20 protein-coding genes and 1 pseudogene are annotated in these 25777 nt (G+C 72.4%); 11 read left to right on the top strand and 10 right to left on the bottom strand.

Going from position 1 to position 25777, the window contains the following annotated elements; all coding sequences use genetic code 11:
• Positions 1 to 29: 29 nt before the first annotated feature.
• Entirely contained in the window at positions 30 to 428 is a 399-nt protein-coding gene (locus tag ACLBXO_RS06100) for a PRC-barrel domain-containing protein (protein ID WP_447684806.1), read from the bottom strand.
• Between the two features lie 263 nt (positions 429 to 691).
• On the opposite strand from ACLBXO_RS06100, the gene ACLBXO_RS06095 reads away from it, so the two are divergent.
• Positions 692 to 1579: a DMT family transporter gene (locus ACLBXO_RS06095; RefSeq protein ID WP_447684805.1), complete on the top strand. Its 888-nt coding sequence runs from the start codon at positions 692 to 694 to the stop codon at positions 1577 to 1579.
• Between the two features lie 30 nt (positions 1580 to 1609).
• Here ACLBXO_RS06095 and ACLBXO_RS06090 read toward each other — a convergent pair whose 3' ends face one another.
• Entirely contained in the window at positions 1610 to 2527 is a 918-nt protein-coding gene (locus ACLBXO_RS06090; RefSeq protein ID WP_447684804.1) for a hypothetical protein, read from the bottom strand.
• 154 nt (positions 2528 to 2681) lie between these two features.
• Here ACLBXO_RS06090 and ACLBXO_RS06085 point away from each other — a divergent pair, with 154 nt between their 5' ends.
• From ACLBXO_RS06085 to ACLBXO_RS06065, 5 genes are all read left to right on the top strand, one after another.
• Positions 2682 to 3245 (top strand): nitroreductase family protein, encoded by a 564-nt coding sequence (locus ACLBXO_RS06085; RefSeq protein ID WP_447684803.1) that lies wholly within the window; start codon positions 2682 to 2684, stop codon positions 3243 to 3245.
• Between the two features lie 11 nt (positions 3246 to 3256).
• The gene (locus ACLBXO_RS06080) at positions 3257 to 3886 is read left to right on the top strand and encodes a flavin reductase family protein (protein WP_331312367.1); all 630 of its coding nucleotides are present in this window, start codon (positions 3257 to 3259) and stop codon (positions 3884 to 3886) included.
• 89 nt (positions 3887 to 3975) lie between these two features.
• A complete protein-coding gene (locus ACLBXO_RS06075) occupies positions 3976 to 5067 on the top strand; it encodes a lytic transglycosylase domain-containing protein (RefSeq protein ID WP_447684874.1) in 1092 nt (363 codons plus the stop codon).
• Positions 5064 to 6575: a DUF2336 domain-containing protein gene (locus tag ACLBXO_RS06070; protein ID WP_447684802.1), complete on the top strand. Its 1512-nt coding sequence runs from the start codon at positions 5064 to 5066 to the stop codon at positions 6573 to 6575. The genes ACLBXO_RS06075 and ACLBXO_RS06070 overlap by 4 nt, the downstream gene beginning before the upstream one ends.
• An 86-nt stretch (positions 6576 to 6661) precedes the next feature.
• The gene (locus ACLBXO_RS06065) at positions 6662 to 7000 is read left to right on the top strand and encodes a hypothetical protein (RefSeq protein ID WP_447684801.1); all 339 of its coding nucleotides are present in this window, start codon (positions 6662 to 6664) and stop codon (positions 6998 to 7000) included.
• A 35-nt stretch (positions 7001 to 7035) separates the two neighbouring features.
• On the opposite strand, the gene bcsN is transcribed toward ACLBXO_RS06065, so the two are convergent.
• The 5 genes from bcsN to bcsA are packed head-to-tail and all read right to left on the bottom strand — an operon-like array spanning position 7036 to position 16145.
• The gene (gene bcsN / locus ACLBXO_RS06060) at positions 7036 to 8016 is read right to left on the bottom strand and encodes a cellulose biosynthesis protein BcsN (protein WP_447684800.1); all 981 of its coding nucleotides are present in this window, start codon (positions 8014 to 8016) and stop codon (positions 7036 to 7038) included.
• A complete protein-coding gene (locus ACLBXO_RS06055) occupies positions 8013 to 10019 on the bottom strand; it encodes a hypothetical protein (RefSeq protein ID WP_447684799.1) in 2007 nt (668 codons plus the stop codon). Before ACLBXO_RS06055 ends, bcsN begins: the two co-directional genes overlap by 4 nt.
• Positions 10004 to 11158, bottom strand: a complete 1155-nt coding sequence (locus ACLBXO_RS06050; protein WP_447684798.1) for a glycosyl hydrolase family 8 — start codon at positions 11156 to 11158, stop codon at positions 10004 to 10006. Before ACLBXO_RS06050 ends, ACLBXO_RS06055 begins: the two co-directional genes overlap by 16 nt.
• Positions 11155 to 13746 carry a cellulose biosynthesis cyclic di-GMP-binding regulatory protein BcsB gene (locus ACLBXO_RS06045; protein ID WP_447684797.1) on the bottom strand — a complete coding sequence of 864 codons (2592 nt, stop codon included), beginning with the start codon at positions 13744 to 13746 and terminating at the stop codon, positions 11155 to 11157. The genes ACLBXO_RS06050 and ACLBXO_RS06045 overlap by 4 nt, the downstream gene beginning before the upstream one ends.
• A gap of 5 nt (positions 13747 to 13751) precedes the next feature.
• Positions 13752 to 16145: a UDP-forming cellulose synthase catalytic subunit gene (gene bcsA / locus ACLBXO_RS06040; RefSeq protein ID WP_447684796.1), complete on the bottom strand. Its 2394-nt coding sequence runs from the start codon at positions 16143 to 16145 to the stop codon at positions 13752 to 13754.
• 435 nt (positions 16146 to 16580) lie between these two features.
• Between bcsA and ACLBXO_RS06035 the strand changes: the two genes are divergently transcribed.
• Positions 16581 to 19013, top strand: coding sequence for a response regulator (locus tag ACLBXO_RS06035; protein ID WP_447684795.1), 2433 nt, complete (start codon positions 16581 to 16583; stop codon positions 19011 to 19013).
• 180 nt (positions 19014 to 19193) lie between these two features.
• Positions 19194 to 20009 carry a cellulose biosynthesis protein BcsS gene (gene bcsS / locus ACLBXO_RS06030; protein WP_447684794.1) on the top strand — a complete coding sequence of 272 codons (816 nt, stop codon included), beginning with the start codon at positions 19194 to 19196 and terminating at the stop codon, positions 20007 to 20009.
• A 55-nt stretch (positions 20010 to 20064) separates the two neighbouring features.
• Here the strand turns inward: bcsS and ACLBXO_RS06025 are convergent, their stop codons facing one another.
• Positions 20065 to 20325, bottom strand: coding sequence for a hypothetical protein (locus tag ACLBXO_RS06025; protein WP_331312360.1), 261 nt, complete (start codon positions 20323 to 20325; stop codon positions 20065 to 20067).
• 228 nt (positions 20326 to 20553) lie between these two features.
• Positions 20554 to 20883 (bottom strand): CsbD family protein, encoded by a 330-nt coding sequence (locus tag ACLBXO_RS06020; RefSeq protein ID WP_331312485.1) that lies wholly within the window; start codon positions 20881 to 20883, stop codon positions 20554 to 20556.
• Between the two features lie 284 nt (positions 20884 to 21167).
• Between ACLBXO_RS06020 and ACLBXO_RS06015 the strand changes: the two genes are divergently transcribed.
• From ACLBXO_RS06015 to ACLBXO_RS06005, 3 genes and pseudogenes are all read left to right on the top strand, one after another.
• Positions 21168 to 23138: a M23 family metallopeptidase gene (locus tag ACLBXO_RS06015; protein ID WP_331312359.1), complete on the top strand. Its 1971-nt coding sequence runs from the start codon at positions 21168 to 21170 to the stop codon at positions 23136 to 23138.
• Positions 23038 to 23439 (top strand): annotated as a pseudogene (locus tag ACLBXO_RS06010) (carbohydrate porin); the annotation flags it as partial. The gene ACLBXO_RS06015 and the pseudogene ACLBXO_RS06010, both read left to right, overlap by 101 nt.
• Before the next feature lie 154 nt (positions 23440 to 23593).
• Positions 23594 to 23791, top strand: coding sequence for a hypothetical protein (locus ACLBXO_RS06005; protein ID WP_331312358.1), 198 nt, complete (start codon positions 23594 to 23596; stop codon positions 23789 to 23791).
• Between the two features lie 28 nt (positions 23792 to 23819).
• Here ACLBXO_RS06005 and ACLBXO_RS06000 read toward each other — a convergent pair whose 3' ends face one another.
• On the bottom strand, positions 23820 to 25442 hold the full coding sequence (locus ACLBXO_RS06000; protein WP_447684793.1) for an adenylate/guanylate cyclase domain-containing protein: 1623 nt from the start codon (positions 25440 to 25442) through the stop codon (positions 23820 to 23822).
• Positions 25443 to 25777: the final 335 nt, after the last annotated feature.

Here is a 25777-nt window from a genome sequence, read left to right as displayed (position 1 = left end):
TGCGCCCGGCCGCCGCGAGACGGCGCGCCTCAGCGCTTGAACTTGCCCTCGTACTTGAACTCGGGCGCCGACTTCAGCTGATCCTTGCTGGCGCCGATGATCGCCTTCCACTTCTTGGCGTCGGCGTCGTAGCCGATCGCGATCGAGCCCGGCGAAACCGCGACGTAGTGCTCGCCCATGCCGAGGAAGCCGCCCACGGAGACGATGTATCCGGCGAGCTTCCCGTGGTCGATCACGAGGTCCTTGATCTCGCCCACGGTGTTGTTCTGCGCGTCGGTGACGTTGAGGCCGATCAGGTTGTAGCTGAGCACCGCGTCCTGCGGCACGGTCTCGAACTTGGGCGCGACCGTCTGGGGCGCCTCGTTGGCGGCGAGGGCGGGCCCGGCGAGGGCGGCGGCGGCGAGGGCGGCGAGGACGAGGCGGCGCATAGTGTACTCCAGTGGCCCGGTATGGGTGCTCGGAAATGACCGCCTCGGTCGCATCGTTCCGCGTCAACACGGAAATGTTAATGCGCGGAACATGGAACCCTTGCCCGATCCGTGGGCAGGGCCGCACCGCCGCGGTGAGCGGGCCCGGCAACTGTATCGGAGATCGACCGGTACAGATCGGCCGGCCGCGCCCCCGATCGTTCCTGGCCGGAAGCGCTCCGGCACGGCATGCCGGGACCCGCACAGGTCGGGAGGCGGCAGACGTGGCGGGGGGAGTGATCGAGGCGGCGCGCCGGCCGGCGACCGGCGCCTGGGTGGACGGGCTCATCGGCGTCGCGATCTTCAGCGCGTCGCTGGTCGCGACGCGCCTCGCGCTGACCGGCATGGACGCGCTGTTTCTCAGCGCGGCCCGGGCGGCGCTCGCGGGCCTCGCCGGCGCGGCCGCCCTGCTGGCGCTCCGGCAGGCGCGCCCGCGGCGGACCGACCTCCCGGCGCTCGCGATCGTGGCCGCGGGCGTCGTCGTCGGCTTCCCGCTGCTCACCGCCCTGGCGCTGCGCACGGTCGGCGCCGCGCACGGAACCGTCTTCGTCGGCCTTCTGCCCCTCGCCACCGCGCTGTTCGCCGCGCTGCGCTCCGGCGAGCGGCCGTCGCGGATCTTCTGGCTGCTGTCGATCGCGGGCGCGCTGGTCACGGTCGGCTTCGCCGCGCGGGGGCTCGACGGTCCGCCGGGCCCGGGCGACGCCCTCATGCTGGCCGCGATCCTGCTCTGCGGGCTCGGCTACGCCGAGGGCGGCGTCCTGGCCCGCCGGCTGGGCGGCTGGCAGGTAATCGCCTGGGCCACCGTGCTGTCGCTGCCGGTGAGCCTGCCCCTCGCCCTGGTGCTCCGGCCGGCCACGCTCGCCGCGATCCCGCTGCCGGCCTGGGCCGGCCTCGGCTACGTCGCCCTGTTCAGCATGCTGATCGGCTTCGTCTTCTGGTACCGCGCCCTGGCGCGCGGCGGGATCGCGTCGGTCGGCCAGCTCCAGCTGCTGCAGCCGTTCCTGGGCCTCGGCGTCGCCGCGCTGGTCCTCGGCGAGCGGATCGAGCCTGCCATGATCGGCGCCGCGCTGGCCGTCGCCGCCTGCGTGGCTCTGGCGCGGCGCTTCGCGTGAGACCGGCGCGGGGCCGCCGGCCCGAGATCCTCAGCCGGTCTTGGCCACCACCTCGATGTCGCGGTCGAGGCCGCTCTCGACCTTGAACTCGCGGGTGTAGACCTGCCCGTCGTGGCGGGCGATCAGCACGTAATCGCCCTCGGCGAGGGTCACCTGCGGGAACGCGCCGATCGCCTCGCGGATCGTGTCGCCGCCGGGTGTCAGGACCGAGAAGGCGGTGCCCGCGAAGGCCTCGGCGCCGGGCGCGGCGACGAGCTTGAGGGTCACCGTCGCGGCGCGGTGGTTGAGGGTCGCCTCCGTGACCTTGCCGTTCTCGACGCGCAGGTCGGCCCGCTGGATCGCGTTCGACTCACCGTAGGTGGAGACCACGTGGTACGTGCCCTCTGGCAGGCGCAGCAGCTCGCCGGTCTTGATGTTGGAGCGCACGAGCCGGCCCTCGGAATTGGTCCCCACCGGGACGAAGACCGAGAACGTCACCTGACCGGGGGGTATCTTCTGGTCGCCCACCGCGCCCGCGAGCTTCAGGGCGCCGGCTGCCACGCGGAGCGTGTCGGTCGTCGGCTGCCCGCCCATGACGATCCGCTTCGAGGCGCTGGCGAAGCCGTAGGTCACCGTGGCCACATAAGCGCCCGGCGCGAGGGTGAAGTGCGGCTCGGCCTCGGTCGAGCGGGCGACGATCGACGGGCGCGTGCCGTCGCCGCGATCCTCATAGATCCGCCAAGCAAGCCCCTGGCGCAGGGCCGTGCCCGGGCCGGACAGGAGCGCCGACAGGGACAGCTGCGCCTCCGGCTCGGCCGGGGGCAGGGACGGCGGCAGGTTGGGGGTGGTGATCGACGGCGAGGGCAGGGCGCCGCCGAGGCGGTTCTGGAACGGGTCCTGCTGCGCGCGCGCGGCCGGCGGTCCGGCGGCGAGCATCGCCAGCGCGGTCGCTGCAAGCCTCATGCGCATCGGTCGGCCCTTCTCGTCGCGTCGCACCGGTCGTCGGACCGGGGTCGTCCGGGCCTGCCTCTGACGCCCGACCGTGGCGGCGGCAAGGCCGCTCTTCCACCGGCGGCCCGCGCATGCCACATCCCGGTCGGGACGCGATACCGGGACGGAGCGCATGACCGCCACCCTCGATCTCCTGAAGACCCGCCGCTCGGTGCCGCCGGCGCTGCTGGACGAGCCCGGGCCCGACCGGGCGCAGCTGGACACCATTCTGGCGGCCGCCTCGCGGGTGCCCGACCACGGCAAGCTCGCGCCCTGGCGCTTCATCGTCATCGCCGGCGAGGCCCGGGAACGCGTGGGCGAGGTCATCGCGGCGACCTTCGCGGCCGACAACCCCGGCGCGGCGCCCGAGCGGCTCGCGCAGGAACGCGCCCGCCTGACCCACGCGCCGGTCGTCGTCGCGGTGGTCTCGCGGGCGGGCCCGCACGTGAAGATCCCGGACTGGGAGCAGGTGCTCTCCGCCGGTGCCGCGACGATGAACCTCGTGGTCGCCGCGAACGCCGCCGGCTTCGCCACGTCCTGGCTGACCGAGTGGTTCGCCTACGACCGCCGCGTGCTCGACGCCCTCGGCCTCGCGCCGACCGAGAAACTCGCGGGCTTCGTCCATATCGGCCGGGCGCGCGAGGTGCCCGCCGACCGGCCGCGGCCGGCGCTCGACGAGATCGTCACCTACCTCTGAAGGGACCGGCCGTGCACTACGATCTCGACCTGCCGCGCGAGTCGCGCGCCCTCCCGCACAATCCGCTCAAGGCCATCGTCGCGCCGCGGCCGATCGGCTGGATCAGCGCCATGAACCGCGCGGGCGCGCTCAACCTCGCCCCCTACTCGTTCTTCAACGCCGTGGCCGACAACATGGTCGCGTTCTCCTCCTCCGGGCGGAAGGACGCGATGACCTTCGCCGAGGAGGGCCGGGAATTCGTCTGCAGCCTCGCCACCTGGGACCTGCGCGACGGGATGAACGATTCCTCGGCGCCGCTGCCGCGCGGGACGAGCGAGTTCGCCTTCGCCAACCTGGAGACCGCCCCCTCGCAGAAGGTGCGGCCGCCGCGCGTGGCCGCCTCGCCGGCGGCGCTCGAGTGTCGCTGGCTCCAGACCGTGCCGCTGGTGCCCCTCGGGGGTGGCGAGGCGGAGAACTTCCTGGTGATCGGGCAGGTGGTGTCGATCTACGTCGACGAACGCTTCATCGCCGACGGCATGGTCGACACGGCGGCGATGCACCCGATCATGCGCGGCGGATACTTCGACTACTTTCATGCCACCGCCGAGACGCGTTTCCAGATGCGCCGCCCGAAGGGTGCGGGCGAGTTCACCGGGTCCTGAAACAGGATTTGGTCGCGCATGGCCGATTGAGGACTTGTTTACCATAGCGGGCGCAGGTTCGGGCGGTCTCCAGCACCGTGCCCGCCCGGATGTTCCTGTTCACCACGCCGTCGAGCCCACCGGAGAGCCCGCCGCCCCAGGCGCGGGCGCTGCCGGGCACGCCTGCCTCCGGGCCGGTGGTCCAGGCCATCCGCGATGGGGCGACGGCGAGCGGCGTCGGCTTCGATTATCTCCTCGCCACGGCGCGGCGCGAATCCGCGCTCGATCCCGCCGCTAAGGCCGGGACCTCCTCGGCCACCGGCCTGTTCCAGTTCATCGAGCAGACCTGGCTCGGGGTGATGAAGAATGCCGGGCCGCGGCTGGGGCTGCAGGCCCAGGCCGACGCGATCACCCGGCAGTCGGACGGCACCTACACGGTCCCCGACGCCGGGCAGCGGCAGGCGATCCTCGACCTGCGCCGCGATCCCAAGATCTCCGCGACGCTGGCGGGCGCCCTGACCCAGCAGAACGCCGACGCCCTGACGAGCGCCCTCGGCCGCGAGCCGACCGCGGGCGACCTCTACGCGGCGCACGTGCTGGGCGCGAAGGGCGCGGCCGCCCTGATCTCGACCGCCCGCGCCTTCCCCGAGCGCGCCGCCGCGCTCGACCTGCCGGAGGCGGCCGGCGCCAATAGGGCGCTGTTCTACGACCGCGCCGGCCGGCCGCGCAGCGCCGCAGAGCTCTACGCCAGCCTCTCGGCGGCGGCCCAGGGTGCCGCCGCCACCGACCTGACCGGCCTGCGCCAGGTTGGCGCCGCCGCGCCGCAGGCCGTCTCGGCCTACGCCAACGCGGCGACCGCCTTCGGCGGGACCTCGGACCTGCGCAGCCTGTTCCAGACGGACCAGCGCGGCGCGGCCTCCGACGCCGCGGCCCGGCTCTGGCAGGCGCGCAACAGCGCCGCGCCGACCCAGCACGCCGCGCCCACCTACTTCCCGCGCTCCGACTCGGAACCCCCGCCGCCGTCGGTCGCCGCCGCCGCGGAGCCCGCCGTGACGGGCGCCCTCGCCGAACCGGCAGCGACGCCGGCCGGCGCCGCCCTCCTCAATCCGCCATTGCCGCCGCGCCGCCCCGCGGAACTCGCGGCCGCGGCGTCCTCGTCCGGCAGCAGGACCAGCCTGTTCGCCCCCCGGAGCGGTCGATGATCATCCGCGAGTTTCTGGCCTGGACGCAGGACGCCTCGGCCGAGCGCCGGGCCGAGGCGACCGCCGCGCTGACCCGATCCTACCTGTACGGCGATCTCGGCGCCGACGCGGCTTGGGAGGCCAAGACCGCGCTGCTGGCGCTCCTCGACGATCCGTCGCCCCTGGTTCGCCGGGCCCTCGCGGAGACCTGCGCCGCCTCGGCGCGGACACCGCGCCCGCTGGTCGTCGCCCTGTCCTGCGATGTCCCCGAGGTGGCGCGCCCGGTGCTGGCGCGCTCGCCAGTCCTCACCGACGCCGACCTCGTGGACGCCGCCGCCCTCGGCGACGAGGACACCCGCGCGGTGATCGCGGCCCGGCACCACCTCTCGCACGCGGTTGCGGGCGCGCTCTCCGAGATCGGCGAGACCGACACGCTGGTGGTGCTGGCGGCCAATCCGACGGCGAAGATCACCGCGGGCCGGATGCTGCGCATGATCGAGCGCCGCGGCGACGCGGCCGCGCTGCGCGAGGCGCTTCTCGCCCGCGCCGACCTGCCGCCGGAGGTGCGCCACGCCCTCGGGATCGCGGTGGCGCGGGCGCTCACCGACTTCGTCACCGACCGCGCCTGGCTCGGCGCCGAGCGCTGCGACCGGATGAGCCGCGAGGCCGGCGAGCGCGTGGCGCTCGAGGCCTGCGAGGGCTTCGGTGCGGCCGCGGTGACGCGGCTGGTGACGCACCTGCGCGCGACCCGGCAGCTGACCGCGGGACTGATCCTGCGCGCCGTACTCTCCGGCCGGACGGACTTCGCGCTCGCCGCCCTGGCCGACCTGTCGGGCCAGGACCATGCCGGCGTCGCCCGGGCCATGCGCGACCCGCGCCTGTTCGCCAACCTGCACGATCGCGCCGGGCTGCCGGACGCGCTCCTGCCGGCGATGCAGGCGGCGCTCTCCGCGCTGCAGGATCTCGCTCGCGGCGCGGGAGCGGTCCGGGGCACCGGCCTGTCGCGGCGCCTCATCGAATCCGCCATCGCGGCCTGCGGCGACCTGTCGGATCCGGGGATGCATCCGGTGATCACGCTGCTCAACCGCTACGAGGCCGAAGCGGCGCGCGACGAGGCCCGCGAGGTTGCCCGCGCCATCGCCGCCCAGGCGCTGGCGCGCGAGACCGCCCGCCGGGAAGCCGAGGCCGCCGACGCCGCTTGGCGCCACGCCTTGGAGAGCCAGCGCCGGACCGCCTTCGCCGAGGAGGCCGGCACGCGGGCCCCGGTCGTCGTCGCGCTCGGGGAGGACGTGGTCGGGCCGGCCGAGGCCGAGCCGATCAACCCGGTCGGCGCGATCCTCGACGCGCTGCCCGAACAGATTCTGGCCTGGTACCGCCCCGAGGAACTGGATCCCGAGGTCCAGGCCGCGACCGACCTCGTGCTCGACGGCCTCGGCGACAGCCTCCTCGATCATTTCCGCGCCAGCCAGGGCCCTGCCGATCCGGAATCCGCGGATCGCCAGGACAAGCCGGAACGCATCGCTGCCTGATCACTGGTCGATCGACGTGGCGGGGGCTTTCCGAGCCCGCGCACGACCCCCGGACGTGTCGGGCCGTACCGCGCGGGAGAGCTATGGTGCCGGACCTGTCCCGATACCGTCGACCTCCCGGTGCGGAGCCGCGCTACCTCCTGGCGGCGGCACGGACGCTGATCGCGGAGCGCGCCTACCGGTTCAGCCTCTACGCGGTCGACGTTGTCGCGTCCGACGGGCTGACCGGCCGGCACGTCCTCGCCGTTCCGGTCGCGATCAGCGCGGTCTCGATCACGGTGGGCCTCGTCCTGACCGAGGCGGATTCCCGCCGGGCGGAGGCGGGTGATCTCGACGGTGTCGCGTCGCTCGCCCAGGCCGTGCAGAGCGGATATCGGCGCTTCCGCACCTTCCCGGCGAACGAGCTCGGGCGCTTCGTCCTCTGACATTCGGACCGGGCGCGTCCGGCCGCGGCCTGACCTCAATTCGGCGGCCGATAGGCCTCCGGCGGCAGGTCGCGGAAGAAGGTCTCGCCGGGCGCCTGCCCCGGCGCCGGCTTGGGCGCGATCCCGCTGCCGCTGCCTTCGGTGATGTAGCGCTGTCCGCCCGATTCCGGCGGGACCGGCGCCGGGGCCTGCGGGGTCGGCGCCACGATGTAGCGCTTCTGATCCGGCGCCGCGCTGGCGGCGCTCGGCGGGGGCGCGACGGGCTGCGCCACGGGCGGCGTGGCGGGCGGCGTGACGGCCACCGGCGGCGGTGACGCGGCGGGCGTCCGGGGCGGCGGTGTCTCGTCCTTCCGCGCCTCGGCGGCGGCCGGCCGGCTCGGGCGACGGACGACGGTCCGGGGCGCGGCCCGACGGGGCGGGACGCGCACGAGAGCCGGCGGGGGTCGGGTGCCCGGCAGGGCGATGCGGAGGCCCTCCACCGCGCGCACGAGGTCGCCGAGACTCGCCTCGGCGGTGCGGCACAGCCGGATCCGCAGAGAGATCGCGCGGCGCGCGAGCGGCTCTGCCTGGAACAGCGCGGGCGGCTGGCCGCCGCCGCCGCCGCGCCCGCCCGCGATCCACTGCCACGCGTAGAGGCAGTCGGCGCCGAGCGCGATGCCCACCGGGCCGTAGGCGTTGCGCACCGGCGGCCGCACCGTCATCGCCTGTCCGGGGAACCGGACGGCGATCTCCCCAGCGATCCCGGCCTCGCTGGGCTTGGCCAGCCGCGGCGGGAAGGCGAGGAGCAGGTCGGCGGTCTCCCGACGCAGGGCGATCTCGGCGTGATTGCGACCGTCGCCGCCGGCGTAGCGCAGCCGCTGGTCGAACCCGTCGCGCTCCCGCGTCTCGATGACCGCGGTCAGCGCCCCGGCGCCCGGCAGCGACAGGACCGGGACCGTCTGCGCCTGCGCGGCGGCGGGCAGCAGGAGCCACGCCAGGGCGCGGAGCCCGGCCGCGCGGAGCGCCGCGCGCCTCACGGTGCGGTCCGCTCGGTCGTGGCGGAGGTGTCGTAGGCCGCGCGCCCGGGCATCTGGAATCGCTTCGCCTCCGAATTCTCGGGCCGACCGCGCTCGGCCTGCTGGTCCTGCCACAGGGTCCCGGCGGCGGGGGGCGACAGCGATTCCGGCTTGTCGACGCCGCGATAGTCCGGCAGCAGGGCGTAGCCGAACCGCTCGTAGGGCATCGGCCCCGCGCCGGGCACGCGCCGCGCCACCAAGGGCGGCGCCTGGGTCGCGGGCTCGCGGGCGTAGGTTCCCGCGGGTACGGGTTCGGCCAGCGCGCGGGCCAGTGCCGGCGGCGGGTAGCGAAGCGCGTTCTCCATCGCGACAGCCAGGGGAAATTCGTTGCGCTGGACGGCGAGGGGTTTCGCGTCCGCGGCCGCGGGCGGCAGGTCCGGCCGCGGCACCCGGTTGACCGGCGGTGTCTCGAACCGCGCCGCGGGCGCCGCGTGGCGCCCGGGCGCGGACGCGGTGGAGGGTACGGGATCGCAGGGCAGCGGCGATCCGCCGGTCGTCTCGCGGAACAGCAGGTCGACCACCTTCGGGAAGAGGCCGTCGTAGCGGTTCACGACCTCCAGGAAGGGCCGCTGCCGCTTCAGCCGCTGGAGCGTGAGGGCGTAGCCGAAAACGGTCCCGTCGCTCGGCATCCAGGCGACGGCCCGCTGGAACCATTCGAGCGCCGTGTCGAACTGGCAGGAATTGTAGGCGTACCACGCGAGCCCCTGGGCGCCTTCGCCCGAGGTGGAGGCCGTCACGACCTGCGCGTAGCGGGCGATGCGCGCCGGCTCGATCGCGGGCGGGCGGGGCAGCGTCAGCTTCTGCTCCAGGATGTCGATGTAGAGCAGCTCGTTGCCGACGAACCGGTCGCGCCACGCGTAGGCGACCTCCTCGGCCTCGCGCTGCATGTCGAGCTGGCGCAGGGTCAGGGCGAGCCCGTGGGCGACCATGGCGTCGCCGCCGCGGGCGATCGCCTGCTTGAACCACTCGAGCGCCTCCCGGAACTGGCGGCGCTTGTAGGCGTACCAGCCGAGGAGGCTGGTCTGGCTGGGATCACCGCTCTTGCGGGCGACCGTCTGGAACGCCGCGAGATCGGCGGGTGTCGGGGTCTCCGCGCTCTCCTCGTGCAGGAAGGCGGCGATCCGCGCCCGGGTGATGTCGAGGCGGATCGCGTCGAACTCGGAACCCCCGTTCGCGCCGCGGTGTCCCAACTCGATCAGGCGCTCCGCCTGCGCCATGCGCAGATGCGCCATCGCCTTCTGGATGGTGGCGAGGCGGACGCCCGAATCGGCGTTGCCGTCGAGGATCGACTTGTAGAGCTCGAACGCCTCGTCGCCCGACCCGGAATCGCCGAGCGCGTCGGCGACCGTCCAGATGCTCTGCACGTCGAGCGGATCGAGGGCCCCGGGATCGGCGCGGTAGAGATCGATGACCGCGGCGGCGTCCTTGCCGGTCAGCGCCGTGATCCGGGACCGGAACTCGGCCCGGCGGAGCTTGCGGGCCAGCTCTTCGGAGGGCTGCCACGCCGGATCGATCGAGCGCCGGGCGGCGATCGCGGCGCGCAGGTCGTCGAAGCGCCCCGCGGTGAAGAGGTCCCAGAGCGGCGCCTCCTCGGGCGGGCTCGGCTGCAGCGCGTTGAGGTCCGGCGGCTCGTTCCAGCCCGGATAGAGCCGCTTGAGACGGGCGATCTCGGCCTTCATCCGCGCCGTCTGCTTCTGGGCGGCGTAGTAGCGCAGCGCGCTCTCGTCGACCATGTCGTTCGTGCGGGACGTCGCCGGGTCGGCCAGGATCGCCGGCGCGCGCGGGCCGTCGCCGTAGACGATGCGCGGCTCCGACCGCGCCGGCGCGGCGGGATTCGGCCGCGCCGGTCCCGAGCGCGCGTCGACCTGCGCCGCGGCCGGAGAGGCGGCGAGCGCCAGCACCAGGAGGCAGGGGGCGACCGGTCGGACCCGGGCCGGCGGGCGACCTGTCAGGACTTCAGGCATGACGGGTAGCGCATGCGGGCCGCGGTCAGGGCGAGGAGGCTCAGGGTTGCCGGATAGTAGTTCTGGTTGCCGATATCGCCCCGGGCATCCTCCGGAAAGGGCGTGCCGTCGAGGGCGCAGGCCACCAGGGCGGGGATGCCCATGTAGCCGGCCTCCGTGAGCCACTCGACCTTCCGCCCGTCGCCGGTGTCGACGATCGGCAGCCGCTCCCGGTCCGAACCCGACCACAGGGCCTGGAACGGCGCGAGGTCGTCGGGCCGCACCAGCCCCGCCCAGGCGAGATAGAGCGGGATGCGGATGGCGTTGTAGGAGAACAGGGGCGGGAAGCCGGTCGCGGGACGCGGGGCGTCCTTGGCGGAGATCCACTCGGTGGGGAGGTTGCTCGGGCCGAAACGGGACTGCCGCAGCAGGGCGAGGCCGCTGCGCGTCAGGGCGGCCCAGTCGTATTCCGGGGCCACGAGGGCGAGGCGCGGGAAGGCGGGGAAGATCCAGTAGGAGAGGTTGACGAGCGGGCCGTCCGGGCGCTCCCGGGCCGAGAAGCCCGAGACCGCGGGCAGCAGCAGCGCACCGTGCGGGTCCTGGAACAGGATCGTCTTGCGCCCGAACTCGATGGCGATCCGGCGCGCGGCGGTGCGATAGCTCGGCTCTTTCCAGGCCTCGGCCGCCTCGGTGAGTGCCCAGGCGACGAGGATGTCGCCGTCGGTGGCATTGTTCATGTCGCTCACCGCCGGCCGCTTGTCGGGCGACCAGCGCCACGCCAGCAGCTCGTCGCCGCGGACCATCAGGTTGGCCCGGGTCCAGCCCCAGATCCGCTCGAAGCTCAGCCGGTCCCCCGCCGCCACGGCGAGCAGCATGCCGTAGCCCTGGCCCTCGCTGTGGCTGATCAGACCGTTGGCGGTGTCGACCACGCGGCCCTGATCGGTGATGAACCGGGAGCGGTAGGCCCGCCACGCGGCGTCGTTGCCGAGCGTGCCGGCGAGGCCCGGGCTCGCCGCCTTGGCAGACTGAGCGGGCTGCGTGCCCGGTTGCGCGGTACTCGGAGGCACGGCCGGCTCGTCCTGCGGTGAGGCCGCCGCCGCCGGCAGGATCGCCGCGACGAGGAACGCCGCGGCGAGGGGGGCGCGGTCGCGGCGGCTCATGAGTTCTTCCTGCCGACGTTGCGCACGAGGCTCGTGGTGGCGAGGCCGAGGCAGAGGGCCATCGCCAGGGTCATGCCGACGTAGTACTCGGTGTTGATCGACAGCCACGCCGCGGACACGAGGCGCAGGTTCGCCAGGGATCGCGGCTGCGTCTCGACGAGTTCGATCCGCTCCGGCCGGGACGTCACCAGCGTGCCGTTCGAGGCGTCGAGGAACGCGGCGCTGCCGCCGAGCTTCGCCCAGACCACGGGGTCGACGAGGCAGGAGACGGACGCCTTCAGCAGCGACGCGTTCGGCGCGGTGACGATCACGGTGTTGCTCGACTGGACCGGCGGCCCCTCGGCGATCAGCAGCGAGGCCGTGGCGGGGACCTCGACCGCCTCGTCCGGCGTCACCTGCGCGGTCACCGCCTGCCGCAGGGACCGCGCCGTCCCGGTGATCTCGTTCCAGACCGAATCGAGGGTCGCCCAGATCTGGCGCGAGCCGCGCGTCGACGCCTCCCATCGGTCGATGAGCTCGCGGTCCGACGTGGAGGCCGGGGCGGAGTTCGGGGGCGATGTCGGCGCGGGCCTGGCGCTCGCCTCGCCCTGAGATGCCGGCGCCTGCTGGGCCTGGGCGGGCTGCGCCGGGCGCACCTGCGGGATCAGGGTCGGCAGGGCGCAGCGCATCGGCAGGTTGCGGCGCAGGCGATCGAGGGTGAGCACGCCCTCGGGGCCGAACTGGCCCGGGGTGGCGACCATGTCGGCGCGGCCTTCCCAGACCCGCTGGACCTGCTGCGGATCGAAGCCGACCGATTCCAGGAGCGCCGGGTCGAGGGCGCGGGCGGGCGCGACCACGAGTTGGCTCGCATCGGACGCCACCTGCTGCTGGGTGACCACCTCGAAATCGATGACCCGCTCGGATGCCATGGCCAGCCGGGCGGCCAGGGTCGCGGCGGCGTCCGCGCTGTCGCGGTCCGGCGTCGGCAGCACGAGACGCGGGCGCTGACCCGGAACGACGAAGGGCACGGCGCCGCCCTTGATCGCCGCGAGGTCGGGGCTGCGCGCCGCCCGGGCGAAGTGCGGGATCTCGATCCGCGAGCGGTCGAGGAAAAGGAAGCGCGCCTGCTTGGCCGCCGGACTCAGCGTGTCGCAGACTTGGTCGGCGGCATTCGGGAGCTGTGCGGAGATCTCGACGTGGTTCACACCCGGGCGCCACAGGCTGAAGGGCAGGGGGATGGCGCTGTCGTCGAACACCTCGCCGCGCCCGTCCGGCAGCGGGACACTGGCGGCGTTGCGCCCGTTGATGTCGATGACGATGCGGGCGTCCGAGGACAGGCCGGCCACGTAGGCCCCGGCGAGGTGCAGCATCACCTTGCCGTAATCGGCCGGAACGAAATCGCCGGGGAAGCGCAGGTCGAACCCGACATGGAGGAGGCGGCCCGAGAACTCGCGGGACGCCGCGCCCAGGCGATCGAGCGTGAGGCTCTCGCCGCCCTGCACCATGTAGCCGCGGAAGAGCTGAACGGCCTTGAGCCCGGCCGGCGTCCCGGCGTCGGCCGGGACGGCGAGGTTGGCGATCGCCTGGCGGACGTCCTCGTCGCGGGCCCCGGTGACCACCAGGGTCGGCGGCGCGTTCGGCCGCGTCGGCAGCATGGCGAGGCGAGGCCCGGTGATCGGGCCGAGCTCGGCGACGCCTTCGACGCCGGCGATCTCGGAGCCGGTGCCGACGACGAGGTTGATGCCGTTGCGGCCCTGCAGCGGAGGGCCGAAGGTCACGGTCGGGCGGGCGACCCGTCCTACGAGCGCGAACGCCTGGACCGCCTCGATCATCCGCTCCAGGCGCGCCAGGTTCGGGCGCTCGTTCAGGATGACCTGGATCGGCAGGGCGCCGCTCTCGTCGGGCTCCGCGGCGGCGAGGGACCGGACGTCCATGTCGGTGGCCGTCCCGACCACCAAGCCGGAGCGCGACGGGTCGATCTGCGTCCACAGTTCGTAGGTCGCGCCGATCGAGCAGTCGACGCGGTGGCGCTGGCTGGCGGTGAAGGTCACGGCGTTGTAGCCGGGCTTCAGCACGCCGTCGCCGATCGCGAACTCCACCACCTTCACGGCGCCCGGCGCCTGGATGCGGGTCCAGCCGACCTTCGTGCCGTTCACGAAGGCGGCGAGTTCGGAACTCTCCGGCGCCACCGAGATCGCCGAGAGGTACGAGAGACGCAGCCGTGCCGGTCCCCGCGTCTGCGCGTCCGTGAGGAAGACCGGATAGCGCAGGGAATCCTCTTCCCCCGTCAGGCGGAAGCCGCGCGGGCCGGACGGAAGCCGACGCGCCGGCGCGATGGTCGACTGGATCACCGCGCGCGGCACCGTCTGCGGCGCGGCGGCCCGCGGCGGCTCGGGCTGGCGCGGGATCGGTCGCGGCTCCGCCGCGGCGGCGTCCGGCCGGCGCCCGGGGCCCGGTCCGTCCTCGGTCGGCGCGCGCAGGGCGTTGCCGCTGGGCGGGACCGTCAGCCGCTCCGCCGGGCCCGAGCCCAGGAAGCTCTGGGCCAGCGCCGGAACGCTCGCGAGACCGAGCAGCAGTCCGAGCACGGGGAGGCGCAGCCGGGCGCCCATCGCCGTTAAGCCGCGCTCGTGCGCCGGCCGCGAAGCTCGGCGAGGGTGCGCTCGTTCTCGTAATCCATCATCAGGCGGACCCAGTCGTCCCCGCTGTCGGTGTCGGTCGGTTTGGCGGCCGTGGGCAGGGGTGGCGCCGCTCCGGTCGCCGCGGCCGGTGCCGGGACGGACGGTACCGGCGCCGGTGTGCCGGCTCCGGAGGGCGTGTCGTAGACCGGCGCTTCCTCGATCTCGACGGGCCGCGGCCGTCGGCTGGCCAGGAGGTAGCGCAGGGCGCGGAACGGCTCGACCAGGCCCCACCACGCGAATTGCAGCGTGCCCGTGGGGATGTCCTTGTGCCGGCGCCGGCGCAACTGGAATCGGCGCATCGCCTCGGCGTCGCCGTACATCAGCCCCGCGAGCGCCGGGTAGTCGCGGACCGCGAGCGTGCCGAAATTCACCCGCATGACGAGTTCCTGGCCGTCGCGCGTCGTCTGGTCCAGGTTGACCGGGAGCGGCGTGCTCCGGCGCGCGCCGGCCGTCGGCTCGACGCTGAGCGTCCCCCGCAGCGGCGGGCGGGTGAGCGCCGGGTCGAGGGCGCCGCTCAGGAGGCGCAGGGTGCAGGCTTCGGCGGAGACGCGCTCGATCGAGACGTCGACGCTGTGCCCGGACAGGGTGAGTACACCGCGGCGATCGATCGCCAGCGAGGGCGTGCGCTCGAGCTGGCGCCGTTCGGCGCAGACCCCGAGGGAGGCCCCCGCGGTGAGCAGGTTGAAGAAGTTCCACAGCCCGACCACCAGCATCAGGTTGGTCACGCCGGGCTCGTAGAGGTAGCGCCACGCCGCGACGGCGCAGCCGAGCATCAGGAGCAGGTAGATCAGGAAGAACGGCAGCGCGAGCGACGAGATGTGGTCGTGGTCGAGGGTCGCGCCCTTGTTGGTGACGTTGAAGCTCGGCTTGCGGGGCGACGCGATGACCGACACGATCGCCTTGGCCAGATAGACGCCCTGGATGTACTCGTAGAGTTCCGACACGAACGGCCAGCGGAACTTCCCGTAGACGTAGTTCTGGATCATCAGGTTGATGATGATGTAGGTCAGCGTGTAGGCGATCGACTCGTCGACGCTGGCGACGAAGATCTTCAGATCGAAGAAGATGTGCAGCAGCGGCGCGAACATGAAGATCAGCCGCGGGATCGGGAAGAACCAGAACGTCATGCTGGAGAGGTAGGCGATCTTCTGGATGGGCTTGAGGCCCTTCTGGAAGACCGGGTTCTTCAGGAGCAGGATCTGGAACATCCCCTGGCACCAGCGGGAGCGCTGGCCGATGAAGTCCGTCAGCGTGTCCGGCTGCAGGCCCGCGATCAGTGGCTTGTCGACGTAGGCGCTGGTCCAGTTGCGCGCGTGCAGCTCGAAGGCGGTCTCGCAATCTTCCGTGATGGTGATGCCCGAGAAGCCGCCGGCCTCGTCGAGGGCGGTGCGGCGCAGGAGGGCGGCCGAGCCGCAGAAGAACGAACCGTTCCACTTGTCGAGGCCGCGCTGCGTGACCGCGTAGAACATCTCGTTCTCCGAGGGCATGCGCTCGAACGTTCGCAGGTTGCGCTCGACCGGGTCGGGGTTGAGGAACGCGTGCGGCGTCTGGACGAGGAACAGGCGCGGATCCTGGGCGAAGTAGCCGACGGTCTCGGTGAGGAACGAGCGGAACGGGACGTGGTCGGCGTCGAGCACCGCCACGAGATCGCCCCGGGCATGGGCGAGGCCGTTGTTGAGGTTGCCCGCCTTGGCGTGCTCATTGCGCGCGCGGGTGAGGTAGCGGGCGCCGAGCGCGTCGCACAGCGCTCGCAGCTCGCCCCGGCGGGCGCGCGCCGCCGCCGCCTTGGCCGGGTCGGCATCGCTGCATTTCTGGTCGGTGCCGCCGTCGTCGAGCAACCACACGGTGAGCTTGTCGGGCGGATAGTTCAGCTGCCGCGCCGCCGCCAGGGTCATGGCGAGGATCGCGGCGTCCTCGTTGTAGCTCGGCACGAACACGTCGACCGTCGGCAGGTCGGCGGCCGGCGCGGCCGGCGGCGGGTCGCGCCGCAGCGGGTCGGCGTTGATGATCAGGCTGACGAACAGGATGAAGACGCAGTAGAGCTCCGCCACCAGCAGGATCAGGCCGAACCCGAAGCTGACCGGGTCGCCGGGCGAGGGCAGGGTGTTGGTGAGCCGCCACAGGATGTAGCGGAGCACCACGAGGCTGCCGAGCGCCATGAAGACGAACCGCGTCCGCGGCCCGTCGAACACGGCCCACAGCACGATCATTGCCGCCATGGCGGCGAGGCTCATGGCGAGCTGGGCCTGCGTCCCGACCGGCTGGCTGAGCAGGGCAAGGCTGGCGACTGTCGCCCCAACCCAGGCCAGCCAACGCAACGCCTGCCTCACCCTACAGCCTCCCGGGCCAAAAATCCCTCGGATCGAGGTGCAACAGCTCTATAGCCGGGTTTGTACAGCGACGATGGTCAATGAACAAACCCATTCGCAATATCCGGTCGAACTCACTCGTTCAGAAATTACGGTTAACTGAGGAATGTGGGTGACGCAGTCGACCGCCGAGCCGTCGAAGTCGATCGGGCTGCAGAGGCCAAATCGATGCGCGTTGCCGCACCGGATACATTAACGATCCGTTCGCAAGCTGCGCGATAGACGGCCAGGGCGCCGCGCATGCGACGGACGGCACCACGGATAGTCGCTGCGATGCCCGCGGCCCGCCCGGCAGGCCGCACCCGGAACCGGTGCCGCCGCCTCGATCCGGCGCGGGCCTTAATCGACCCTTAACGAAAATCGCGCCTCGCTCGGGACTGACCCCCGGGCGTACGGATGACCGCGAAGCCGCTGCAGATCTCCCTCGGATTGCTCAACGCGCTGCAGGTGGCGATCGCCGCGGCCGCCGGGTTCGCGGCCGCCGTCCTGATCGTCGTCCCGGCCGCCCAGCCCGGAACCGTGCCGTCTGCGCAGGAGATGGTGGGCTCGGCCTCGCGCGCCTACGTCGCCGGCATCGAGGCGCGGCTGCGGCAGACCGTGGGCGAGGCGCGCAACGCCGCCCTGACGTTCCGCGACGGGGACGGCCCGCTCTCCGCCGACCAGCGCGCCGCGCGCCTGCGCGCGTGGCTCGACCTGAACCCGGTCTACCGTGACGCCGTGCTCGTCGCGCCGGACGGCACCGTGCTGGCGGCCCGGGATGAGCGCCGCGTCGGCGGCAGCGTCGCGCGTCAGACTTGGTTCCTGCGCGGCCGCGCAGCCGGCGTGATCGTGGTCGCCGACGGCGCCGAGGCCGACGCGCCGTTCGGAACCGCCGTCGCGCTGGGCGCGCACGGGCAGGACGGGCTGCTGCGCCTCGATGCCGATCCGAGCTACTTCGCCCAGATCGAGGAGGACGTGCGACGCGCCGCGGCGCTGCCCGAGACCCTCGGCTTCCTCGTCGCTACCCCGGACAGCCGGGTCCTCTCCGGGACCCCGAGCCCTTTCCGGACGACGGCCGTCTCGGCCACGACGCCGATGCGCGTCGCGGCGGATATCGGCTCTCCGGGATGGCTCGTGACGGCGCAGGCTGTCCCGTCGGGCGCGGCGCGCGCCGCGGCCCCGGACTGGCGGATGCTCGGCATCGGCCTCGCCCTCGTGGCCTGCGCCGGGGGCCTCGGCTTCGTCGCGGGGGAGCGCCTGACGCGCCCTCTGCGCCGTCTGCTCAAGACGAAGGGAGAGGACGCCGGCGACGAGACCGAGGCGCCCCGCACGTGGATCGGCGAGTTCGCAGCGCTCTCGGACGTCTTCGCCGGTCATCGCCGCAGCGCCGGGCTGATGATGGCCGGCGCCGGCTCCGAGGTCGCGCGGCTCCAGGCACGGCTGACCACCTTCGAGGCGATCTCCGGCTGGGCCTGCTGCGAGATCGACCCCGAGACCGGCCGGACCCTGCTGGAGGCCCGGACCGAGGGCGGCAGCGACGGGGGTCCCTTCGCCGCCCCCTTCGCGGCCTGCTTCGTCGTCGATGACCGGGCGGTCCTCGATCGGGCGCGCGATGCCGCCCTCTCGGCCGACGGACCGCAGGACGTCGTCCTGCACCTGCACGACTGGCCCGAGCAGCAGGTTCAAGTGAGACTGCTGTGCCTCACCGATGCGAGGGGCGACCGGCGCCTCTTCGCCCTCATGCGGAAGCTGCCGGGCGGCGAGAGCGCGCCGCTGCCGCAGCAGGTCGAGCCGCGCCGCAACCTCGTCCTCCGGCGGGTGACCGACGGCATCGTCCACGAGTTCAACGACGTCCTCACCGTCGTGCTGACGAATCTGACGCTGCTGACGCGTCGCCACGTCCTCGCGGACGATCAGGAACGCCTGGTCGGACGGGCCACGGCCGGCGCCCGTCGGGGCGCGGCCCTCACCCGCCGGGTGCTCCACCTCGTGCGCGGCGACGAGACCGGCATCACCCTCGCCGAGACCGACCTCGCCACCACCTTCGAGGGCTACCTGCCGTTTCTGGCCGCGAACGCCCTCGGCGAGATGCCGGTGCTCAACAGGATCCCCGCGGGCTTGCCGCCCGTCCTGTGCAGCGAGCGCGTGCTGGAGCTGCTGCTCCTCAACCTCGCCTTCCACATCCGCGACGCCCGCTTGGCCGGCTTCGCCATCGCGGCGGTCGAGGGTGCGCCCAACGATGTCGGCGCCGAGGCAGCGCGGTCCATGGCCTACGTGCGCGTGCTCGTCAGCAGCGGTCGCCGGCCGCAGACCGCGCCGCTGCCGGCCGGAACCGGATCGACCCTGGCGGCGGCCGCGGCGCTCGTCACCGAGAGCGGCGGCCACTGGCGCCTGATCCGCGACGGGATCGGCGCCGAGCCATTCCTGGCCGAGTTCTGGCTGCCCGCCGCGCCCCCGGCCGTTGCCAAGCTCCCGCCGACCCGGGCGGCCGGGCTGACGATCCTGCTCGTGGAGAGCGACGGCCTCGTGCGCGCCAGCGTGGCCGAGGTGCTCGCCGATCTCGGGCACGCGGTGGTCCAGGCGGCCTCCGGAGCGCACGCCCTCGAGATCCTCGCCCGCGACGCCGCTTTCGACGCGATGATCGTCGACCAATCCATGCCGGTGATGGCCGGCCTCCAGCTCGCCGCGACCGTGGTCGAACGGTACCCGGAGATTCGGATCATCCTCGCCAGCCCGCACGGCCAGCTGCCGCGATCCGCCGACGCCTTCCTGCGGATCGACAAGCCTTTCCGCAACGAGGACCTGCAGGTCGTCCTCGACGTCGCGGCGAGGCGCGCCCGCGCCGCCTGAGCGCCACCCGTCTGGGCACCGCACCCCTCGGCTCTCCGGCGGTCGGGGGCGTATAAACCGACCCGCTCGATCCCGGCGACGTCATCGAGGCCGAAAGTCAGTCCTGATAAAATCGGATGTTAACCATTGTCGACGAGTGTTTGTTAAAGCGTAAATCGTACCTTAACGGAGCCGTTGAATATGGGCGGGACTGCGGAACCGACTGCCCGACGTCCTCTCACTCCGTTCACGTCAGCTCTCGTTCTCTCGTGCGCCTGCGCGGCGGCGTCCGCCACCCACGCCGCCGCCGCCGACCTCCCGGCCCGGGGTGCGAGCGCCGACTGGTACACCGGCGCCTCGCAACAGGCGGTCGACGACAGCTGGGCCGTCGCCGTCGACGGCTCGACCAGCGTGACCTCGAACAGTTCGGCCTTCGGCTCCGTCACGGTCACCGCCGCGCCGAACGGCTCGCCCACCCGGGACGGCCTGCGGGTCCGCGTCGACGCCATCGGCGGCACCTACTCGTATCCCGGCCGGTCCGTCGCGACGCGGGTGACCGGCTACCAGCAGGAAGGCGCCCTTCAGGCCGGGTACGAGTGGGTCTGGAAGGACGCCGCGCTCGCCGGATTCATCGGCTTCAACGTCCGTAGCAACCAGCTGTCCATTCCCGATCCGGGCAATCCGGTCGTGGGCACGGGCGTCGGGTTGAAGGTTGCCGGCAACTTCTACGCGACACCGACCGACCGGACCATGGTCTCGGCCTACGGCTCGTACTCGACGAAGTTCAATGCCTACTACTCACGCCTGCGCGTCGGCTACATGCTCGCGGACGGCGTCTATATCGGGCCGGAGGCGCTGTTCCTCGGCGACGACTTCTTCCGCCAGTACCGCATCGGTGCGCACCTGACCGGCGTCCGCTTCGGACCCGTCCAGATGTCGGTGGCCGCCGGCTACGTTCGGGACCGCGTGCAGGGGTCCGGCTACTATTCCAGCATCGAGGCGCGCTCGACCTTCTAGCGGCCGACAGCGGCTCACGGACGGGGCATGGGCGCCGAGCCCGGAACCGAGGATCTCACCGGGACGTCGCCAAGAGCCGTCCCGGCCTGAGCGGGTCCCAGACACCCTCGAAGACGGGCTGCATCGCGTCGCTGAGCGACTGCGCCTGGGACGTCGGCGATGGGGCAACCCTGGGCTGGACGCCGACGAGCGTCGCGGACACGCCGAGGACACCGATCAGGCACAGGCCGATGATCGCCCGGCGCGGCGCCCCCCAAGTGTGGAACACGCCGGCCAGCGTGACGAAGATGGCAAATAGGCCGATGAACTGATGCATTAGACACCTCTATGCGGTGTCTAGAGCGAGAATAGAGCCAAAAACTTTGTTCCATAACGGAACAGAAGTCGCGACGGGCCCGATGATATCAGGCCCATTCCCGGACTAAGGCACAGTGTCGGTCGGCGTGCCGGCACAGTGCCGGGGAGCGCGTGCCCGGCCTGCCGCGATCTCGCCGCACGCCGCGGTTTCGTCGCCGCGGAACCGACTGAACCGCGGCGGCGGACGTCAGAGACGGCTGGCGAGGAAGCCGAGGCCGAAACCGACGAGACCGGCCACGACCAGGGAGGCATGCGGCCACGCGACGGATCTTTGATGGCCTTCCCAGGCGACGTGGCGGCCCCGGTCGTAAGCCTCGGCGGCGTGGTCGGAGACCTCGTCGGCCGCGTGCCGCACGGCATCCTTGGCTTGGCCGTAGAGCGCCTCGGCGGTGCCCCGCGCTTCGCGGAGGTGCCCCGCGACCGCGTGGCGGTCCGAGCCGACGGCGTCGCCGACCGCGTCCTGAACTGTCCCGCCGAGGTCACGCGCGGCGCCCGTGATCCTGTCCATATCGACCATTGTCATGCTCTCCGAATCCGTCGCGGGTCGGCGTCGAAGCCGTGTCGGCCGGACACCCATCCCTCTGTGGCGACTGGGGCAACAGCGGTCTGCTCCGCGCGTTCCCGAGGCCGAACGTCGTGAGACCGTGGCGATGGAGGCCGCCCGTCGTCGCGGCGGGGGCGACCCGAGCGCCGGGAAACCCAGGCATGCGTGTGGCCGGAGGAGCGCGCCGCACGCGTCGGACAGCCTCATTCAGGCCGCACTCGCCGTCGAAGCGGCGAGCTTGAGCGTGAGGGGATCGGATGAACGAGGGTGGACGAGCATCGCGCGGCGCGCTGCTTACTCTGCACCGGGCCCTGTCACGCAGCGACGCCGTCGCGACGGCCGACGGCGTGACGCCGCTCGACCGGCGGCGCCTCAACCTGCGCTGGCTCTGCGCCAGCTCGCTGATCGCGACCTGCGGCGCGGCCCTGATGGGGGCGGCGCTCCGCCTGTCCGTGGACACCGATCTCGCGCCGGCCAAGCCGACATTTCGCCAGGTCTCCGCGCAGGCGGCAGAGGGGCAGGGTGTAATCGGACGACGCGGCGACCGCCTCGTGCGGCACCCGCTCGTCGCCTCCGACCGCGAGGAGTTCTCAGCACCGGTCACCGAACAGGCCGGCGCGCGCGAGCTCATCCGGACCCAGCCCTTCGTGCGGCTCGTGACCAGCCTGTCCGCCGGCGACGCGGTCGATGGCCAGATCCCGCCCTTCGATCCGACGCGCCAGCTCGCAGAGGACGGGCAGGTCGCGACGGTCTCCGACGAGCCGGGGGACGATCCGTCCGGGACGACGGTCACGATCACGCGCTCCGCGCTCGCGGATGTCCCGGTTGCGGAGGACGCGCCCGGCCTGACCGACGAGGACGTCACCGCCCTCGTGGAGGCGCAGGCGCAGGTCGCGCGAGAAGCGGGTCCGCGGATCGCCGTGCCGTACGCGCCCCAGCGGCTGCTCTCTCAGATCCTTATCGATGCGCCGGGCGACGCGGCCGCGAAGGCCGTGGGCGCTGAGCCGAGCCGCGACACGTTCCACGCGATCGAGGTGCGGGTCGTCCCGGAGAACATCACGGATCTGGCCGAGTCCGAGCCGGCCTCGGTCACGAGCCTCACGGAGACCCGCGACATCGTGCTGAAGCGCGGCGAGACCCTGGCCGACGCGCTGGCGGCGAACGGTGCCGAACCGGCGCGCGTGGCGGCCATCCTGGCCGCCTTCAGCGAGCACGCCCGCACCGGGCTCGCCGAGGGGCAGCACGTCGACCTGCTCCTCATCCGATCGCGCGCCGGCCAGGCCGTGCGCCAGATCGCGCGGGTGACGCTGTACGGCGCGGGCGGCGTCGAGGAGGTCGTCGCGGAACGGGATACCGGGGGGTTCGTCACGGTCGCGCCGCCGTCGGACCAAGTCGCTGCGGCGCGGTCGGGCGACGAGACCGACGGGTCGGGCGCGAGCCTCTACCGGAGCATCTACGAGGCGGTGCTGCGCAATGGCCTGCCCGGCATCCTCGCCGAGCGCATCGTCGGCATCTTCGCGTTCGGCCTGGACATGCAGCACCGGATCACCCCGTCCGACCGGCTGGAGGTGCTGTTCAGCCCCAGCGAGAAGGCGGGCGGACCGCCGGAGGTGCGCTACGTCGCCCTGACACTCGACGGCGTGAAGCACCGCGCCTACCGGTTCGAGACGCCCGAGACCGGGGCGGCGCGCTACTTCAGCGAGGCGGGCACCTCGCTCCGCAAGTTCCTGATGCGCATGCCGATCGCGGACGGGCGGATCACCTCGCCGTTCGGCACGCGCGTTCACCCGATCCTCCACTACGCGCGCTTCCACAACGGCGTCGACTGGGCCAACAAGGCCGGCACGCCGATCATGGCGACGGGCGACGGAACGGTGGCGTATGCGGGCCCGCGGGGCGGCTACGGCAACCGGATCGAGATCCATCACGCCAACGGCTACGTGACGGCCTACAACCACCTGCAGCGGCTCGCGCACGGCGTCGCTGTCGGCACGACCGTCCATCAGGGGCAGGTGATCGCCTACATGGGCTCGACCGGGCTCTCGACGGGGCCACACGTTCACTACGAGGTGAGCGTCAATGGGCGCTTCCTGGACCCGATGACCATCCGCCTGCCCGACAGCCAGGGTGTCCCGGCCAAGTCGATGGCGGCCTTCGAGCGGCAGGTCGCCGCCACCAACACCATCCGCCACCACGGCGCCCTGGCGATGTCCGCCCTGCCGCTCTGAGCCGATACTCGGCGTCCGTCAGGCGGCCCGCGCCCGCGCCTCGGCCTTCTTCGGGCGCAGCAGGTCCCGGATCGCGCGGGTGAGACGTTCGGCCTGGGCCGGGCAGGTCTCGTTCGGCATCGACGGCGAGCTGCAGCGCCTCGCCGGGAACGACGGCACCTCGTTCCACGCAGCGGTGACGAACCGGCACGGGCGCAGCCTGTCGAGCCATTTCACCGGCAACAACAGCGTTCAGGAGATCTCCGGTGGCGGCCAGACCACCCGGCTGTCGCTCCTCTCCTACCAGGACAAGCTGCCCGACAGCCGCCTCGACATCGAGGTCGGCCGGCTGGTCGCCAGCATCGCCTATCTGGCTTCGTCGTCACCGCGCAGGCGTTCAGCCCGCTCGCCCCGTCTAACCTCGCCCTGGCGCAGAGCGCGCTGGGCCGACCGACAAGATACCGACCCGGTCGGTGATGATGGAGCTGACTTGCAGCTTCCAGATCAATCCGGCGATCCGGCTGACGCCGAACCCGCAATCCATTGTGAGCCCGGACCAGACCCGGTTCCCACTCTATTGCTGGACCATCCCGGACGCCGTCGTGGTCGGCGCCACGCTGGCGATCGATCTCTCCACCCTCGCGGGGCCCGCGCGCGGACACGGCAGCCTGTGAGCACCCGCGGCTCGTTCCGGCCAGGAATTCAGCTGGCCGCGGAGGGCCGCGTAACGGTCTCCGCGGTGGCGCCCGCACCGGTCATGCGGCGGTCGACGGCGGCGAGGGTGTCGAGCAGGCGCTTCCGGAGCCGTGCCGCGCCCTCCAACTCCAGGGCGTCGACGTCGACGTAGAAGTCGATTCCCCGGGCGTGCTCGGAGAAGATCGTCTCCGGCGCCTCGGCGGTCAGGTCGCCCTCGATGGCGTAGGGGACGACCTCGCGGCTGATGCCCTTCATGCGGATCGGCTCCTGAGGGCTCGCCTGCACGATGTCGCTCACCAGCGCGTAGGTCTCGTAGCTCAGAGTGATGCCGCCGGGGACCGCGGCCGCCTGCAGGCGGGCGGCGAGGTTCGCCTCCGCACCGATGATCGTGTAGTCCATGCGCTCATCGCTGCCGAAATTCCCGACGTTGCAGTAGCCCGTATTGATGCCGATCCGGGCCTGGAACGGGCGCTCGATGCCGGATCGCCGCCAGCGGGCGTTGAGCTGGCCGAGGCGCTTCTGCATCTCGATCGCCATGCGGACGCAGGCCTGCGCGTCCTCGCGGACGCCCCGGCTCTCCGGATCGCCGAAGAACACCAGCATCGCGTCACCGATATACTTGTCGACCGTGCCACCGTGCTTGACCGCGATGGCGGTCATCTCGGTCAGGTACTCGTTCAGGAGCGCTGTCAGCTCCTCAGGCTGCAGGCGCTCGGTGGTGGCGGTGAAGTCCTTGATGTCGGAGAAGAAGATCGTCAGCTTCTTGCGCTCGGTCGCCACCGACACGTCCCGCTCGCCGCTGAAGATGCTCTTGTAGACCTGGGGCGAGATGTACTTGGCGATCTGCACCGAGACCGACGCCAGGAAACCGTTCGACTCGGTCAGCTCCCTGTTCATCCGGTCGATGAGGCGGGACTGGCGCGCCTGCAGCAGCAGGAAGGTGGTGCCGGCGAGCGCGGCCAGGATGAAGTAGCCGAGCAGGTACTTGAAGGCGAAGACGTTGGCGGCGATCGGCTGGTGCAGGACGATCTCCTGGATGCCGCGGACGTCGCCGACCTTCCAGTCGGTCTTCGGGCTCAGGGGATGGGCGTTGTGGCAGCGGACGCAGGCGGATTCCATGCGGATCGGCGCCGCGACGCGGACCTGGCGGTCGAAGATCGAGCCCGTCGTCTCGCTGACGAAGCCGGTCTGGGGATGTGTCCGGAGGTTCGCGAGCGCCTGCGTCTCGAAGGCGTCGAGTTCGTGCGGCTTGCGGTCCTTGAACGGGAGATCGGAGACGAACCGGTACTTCACGGCGCCGTCCCCGCCGCTGATCCGCTCGCCGAGTTCCAGGGAGAGCGTCGCGGGGATCGGGATCGCGTTCGGCATGCCCTTGTAATCGTGGCGTGTCTCGACCCGGCCGGTCGCGGTGTTGACGGCCTGGACGACGTCGCTGGCGTAGAAGCTCCGCATCTGGTCGATGATCCGGCCGGTCTCGATCGCCTGGGTGGCGAGCATCCGCTCCGACAGGCCGCGCAGGTCGAGCCAGACCGCGACCGGCAGCCCCGCCAGCCCGAACAGGATGGCCGTCACGAGCAGCGGTCCCATGAACCGTTGCTGGCGCACGACCGACTCGTCAAAACGCGACATCACCGAGGCCCCCGAGGCACCAGGACACGGCCCCGCTGTCTGGGCCGCTCCATATACAGACAACTCTTTCGTGAGAAGCGCTGACTTTCTCGGCTCGGACCAGGCCGTGGCATCAATGCAATGTCCGGGCGAGATCGGACCCACGAAATCAATCAACGCTAGGGCGCCGCGGCGCGCTCGAGCATCGCCGACAGATCCTGACATCGCGGGCGGAGCCGATCGGCGCGGCAGCGGCTCGTCGTCAGATTCGCGCGACTATTCCGCCACGCGTGACCGATCGCGTCCGCGTGCGGCCCTCGAGTCGGCTCATCGTCGATCTCCGTTCGGCCGTGGCG

This window comes from Methylobacterium sp. C33D, assembly GCF_053345825.1.
Note: the sequence above shows the minus strand (reverse complement) of the source record. Positions and strands in the feature narration are given on the sequence as shown.

What these genes read in the sequence shown, in the direction of transcription:
- ACLBXO_RS06100 (WP_447684806.1), bottom strand. Translation starts at nt 428, where the DNA reads ATGCGCCGCCTCGTCCTCGCCGCCCTCGCCGCCGCCGCCCTCGCCGGG.
- ACLBXO_RS06090 (WP_447684804.1), bottom strand. Translation starts at nt 2,527, where the DNA reads ATGCGCATGAGGCTTGCAGCGACCGCGCTGGCGATGCTCGCCGCCGGA.
- ACLBXO_RS06085 (WP_447684803.1), top strand. Translation starts at nt 2,682, where the DNA reads ATGACCGCCACCCTCGATCTCCTGAAGACCCGCCGCTCGGTGCCGCCG.
- ACLBXO_RS06075 (WP_447684874.1), top strand. Translation starts at nt 3,976, where the DNA reads ATGTTCCTGTTCACCACGCCGTCGAGCCCACCGGAGAGCCCGCCGCCC.
- ACLBXO_RS06070 (WP_447684802.1), top strand. Translation starts at nt 5,064, where the DNA reads ATGATCATCCGCGAGTTTCTGGCCTGGACGCAGGACGCCTCGGCCGAG.
- ACLBXO_RS06055 (WP_447684799.1), bottom strand. Translation starts at nt 10,019, where the DNA reads ATGCCTGAAGTCCTGACAGGTCGCCCGCCGGCCCGGGTCCGACCGGTC.
- ACLBXO_RS06050 (WP_447684798.1), bottom strand. Translation starts at nt 11,158, where the DNA reads ATGAGCCGCCGCGACCGCGCCCCCCTCGCCGCGGCGTTCCTCGTCGCG.
- ACLBXO_RS06045 (WP_447684797.1), bottom strand. Translation starts at nt 13,746, where the DNA reads ATGGGCGCCCGGCTGCGCCTCCCCGTGCTCGGACTGCTGCTCGGTCTC.
- ACLBXO_RS06035 (WP_447684795.1), top strand. Translation starts at nt 16,581, where the DNA reads ATGACCGCGAAGCCGCTGCAGATCTCCCTCGGATTGCTCAACGCGCTG.
- bcsS (WP_447684794.1), top strand. Translation starts at nt 19,194, where the DNA reads ATGGGCGGGACTGCGGAACCGACTGCCCGACGTCCTCTCACTCCGTTC.
- ACLBXO_RS06025 (WP_331312360.1), bottom strand. Translation starts at nt 20,325, where the DNA reads ATGCATCAGTTCATCGGCCTATTTGCCATCTTCGTCACGCTGGCCGGC.
- ACLBXO_RS06020 (WP_331312485.1), bottom strand. Translation starts at nt 20,883, where the DNA reads ATGGTCGATATGGACAGGATCACGGGCGCCGCGCGTGACCTCGGCGGG.
- ACLBXO_RS06015 (WP_331312359.1), top strand. Translation starts at nt 21,168, where the DNA reads ATGAACGAGGGTGGACGAGCATCGCGCGGCGCGCTGCTTACTCTGCAC.
- ACLBXO_RS06005 (WP_331312358.1), top strand. Translation starts at nt 23,594, where the DNA reads ATGATGGAGCTGACTTGCAGCTTCCAGATCAATCCGGCGATCCGGCTG.
- ACLBXO_RS06000 (WP_447684793.1), bottom strand. Translation starts at nt 25,442, where the DNA reads ATGTCGCGTTTTGACGAGTCGGTCGTGCGCCAGCAACGGTTCATGGGA.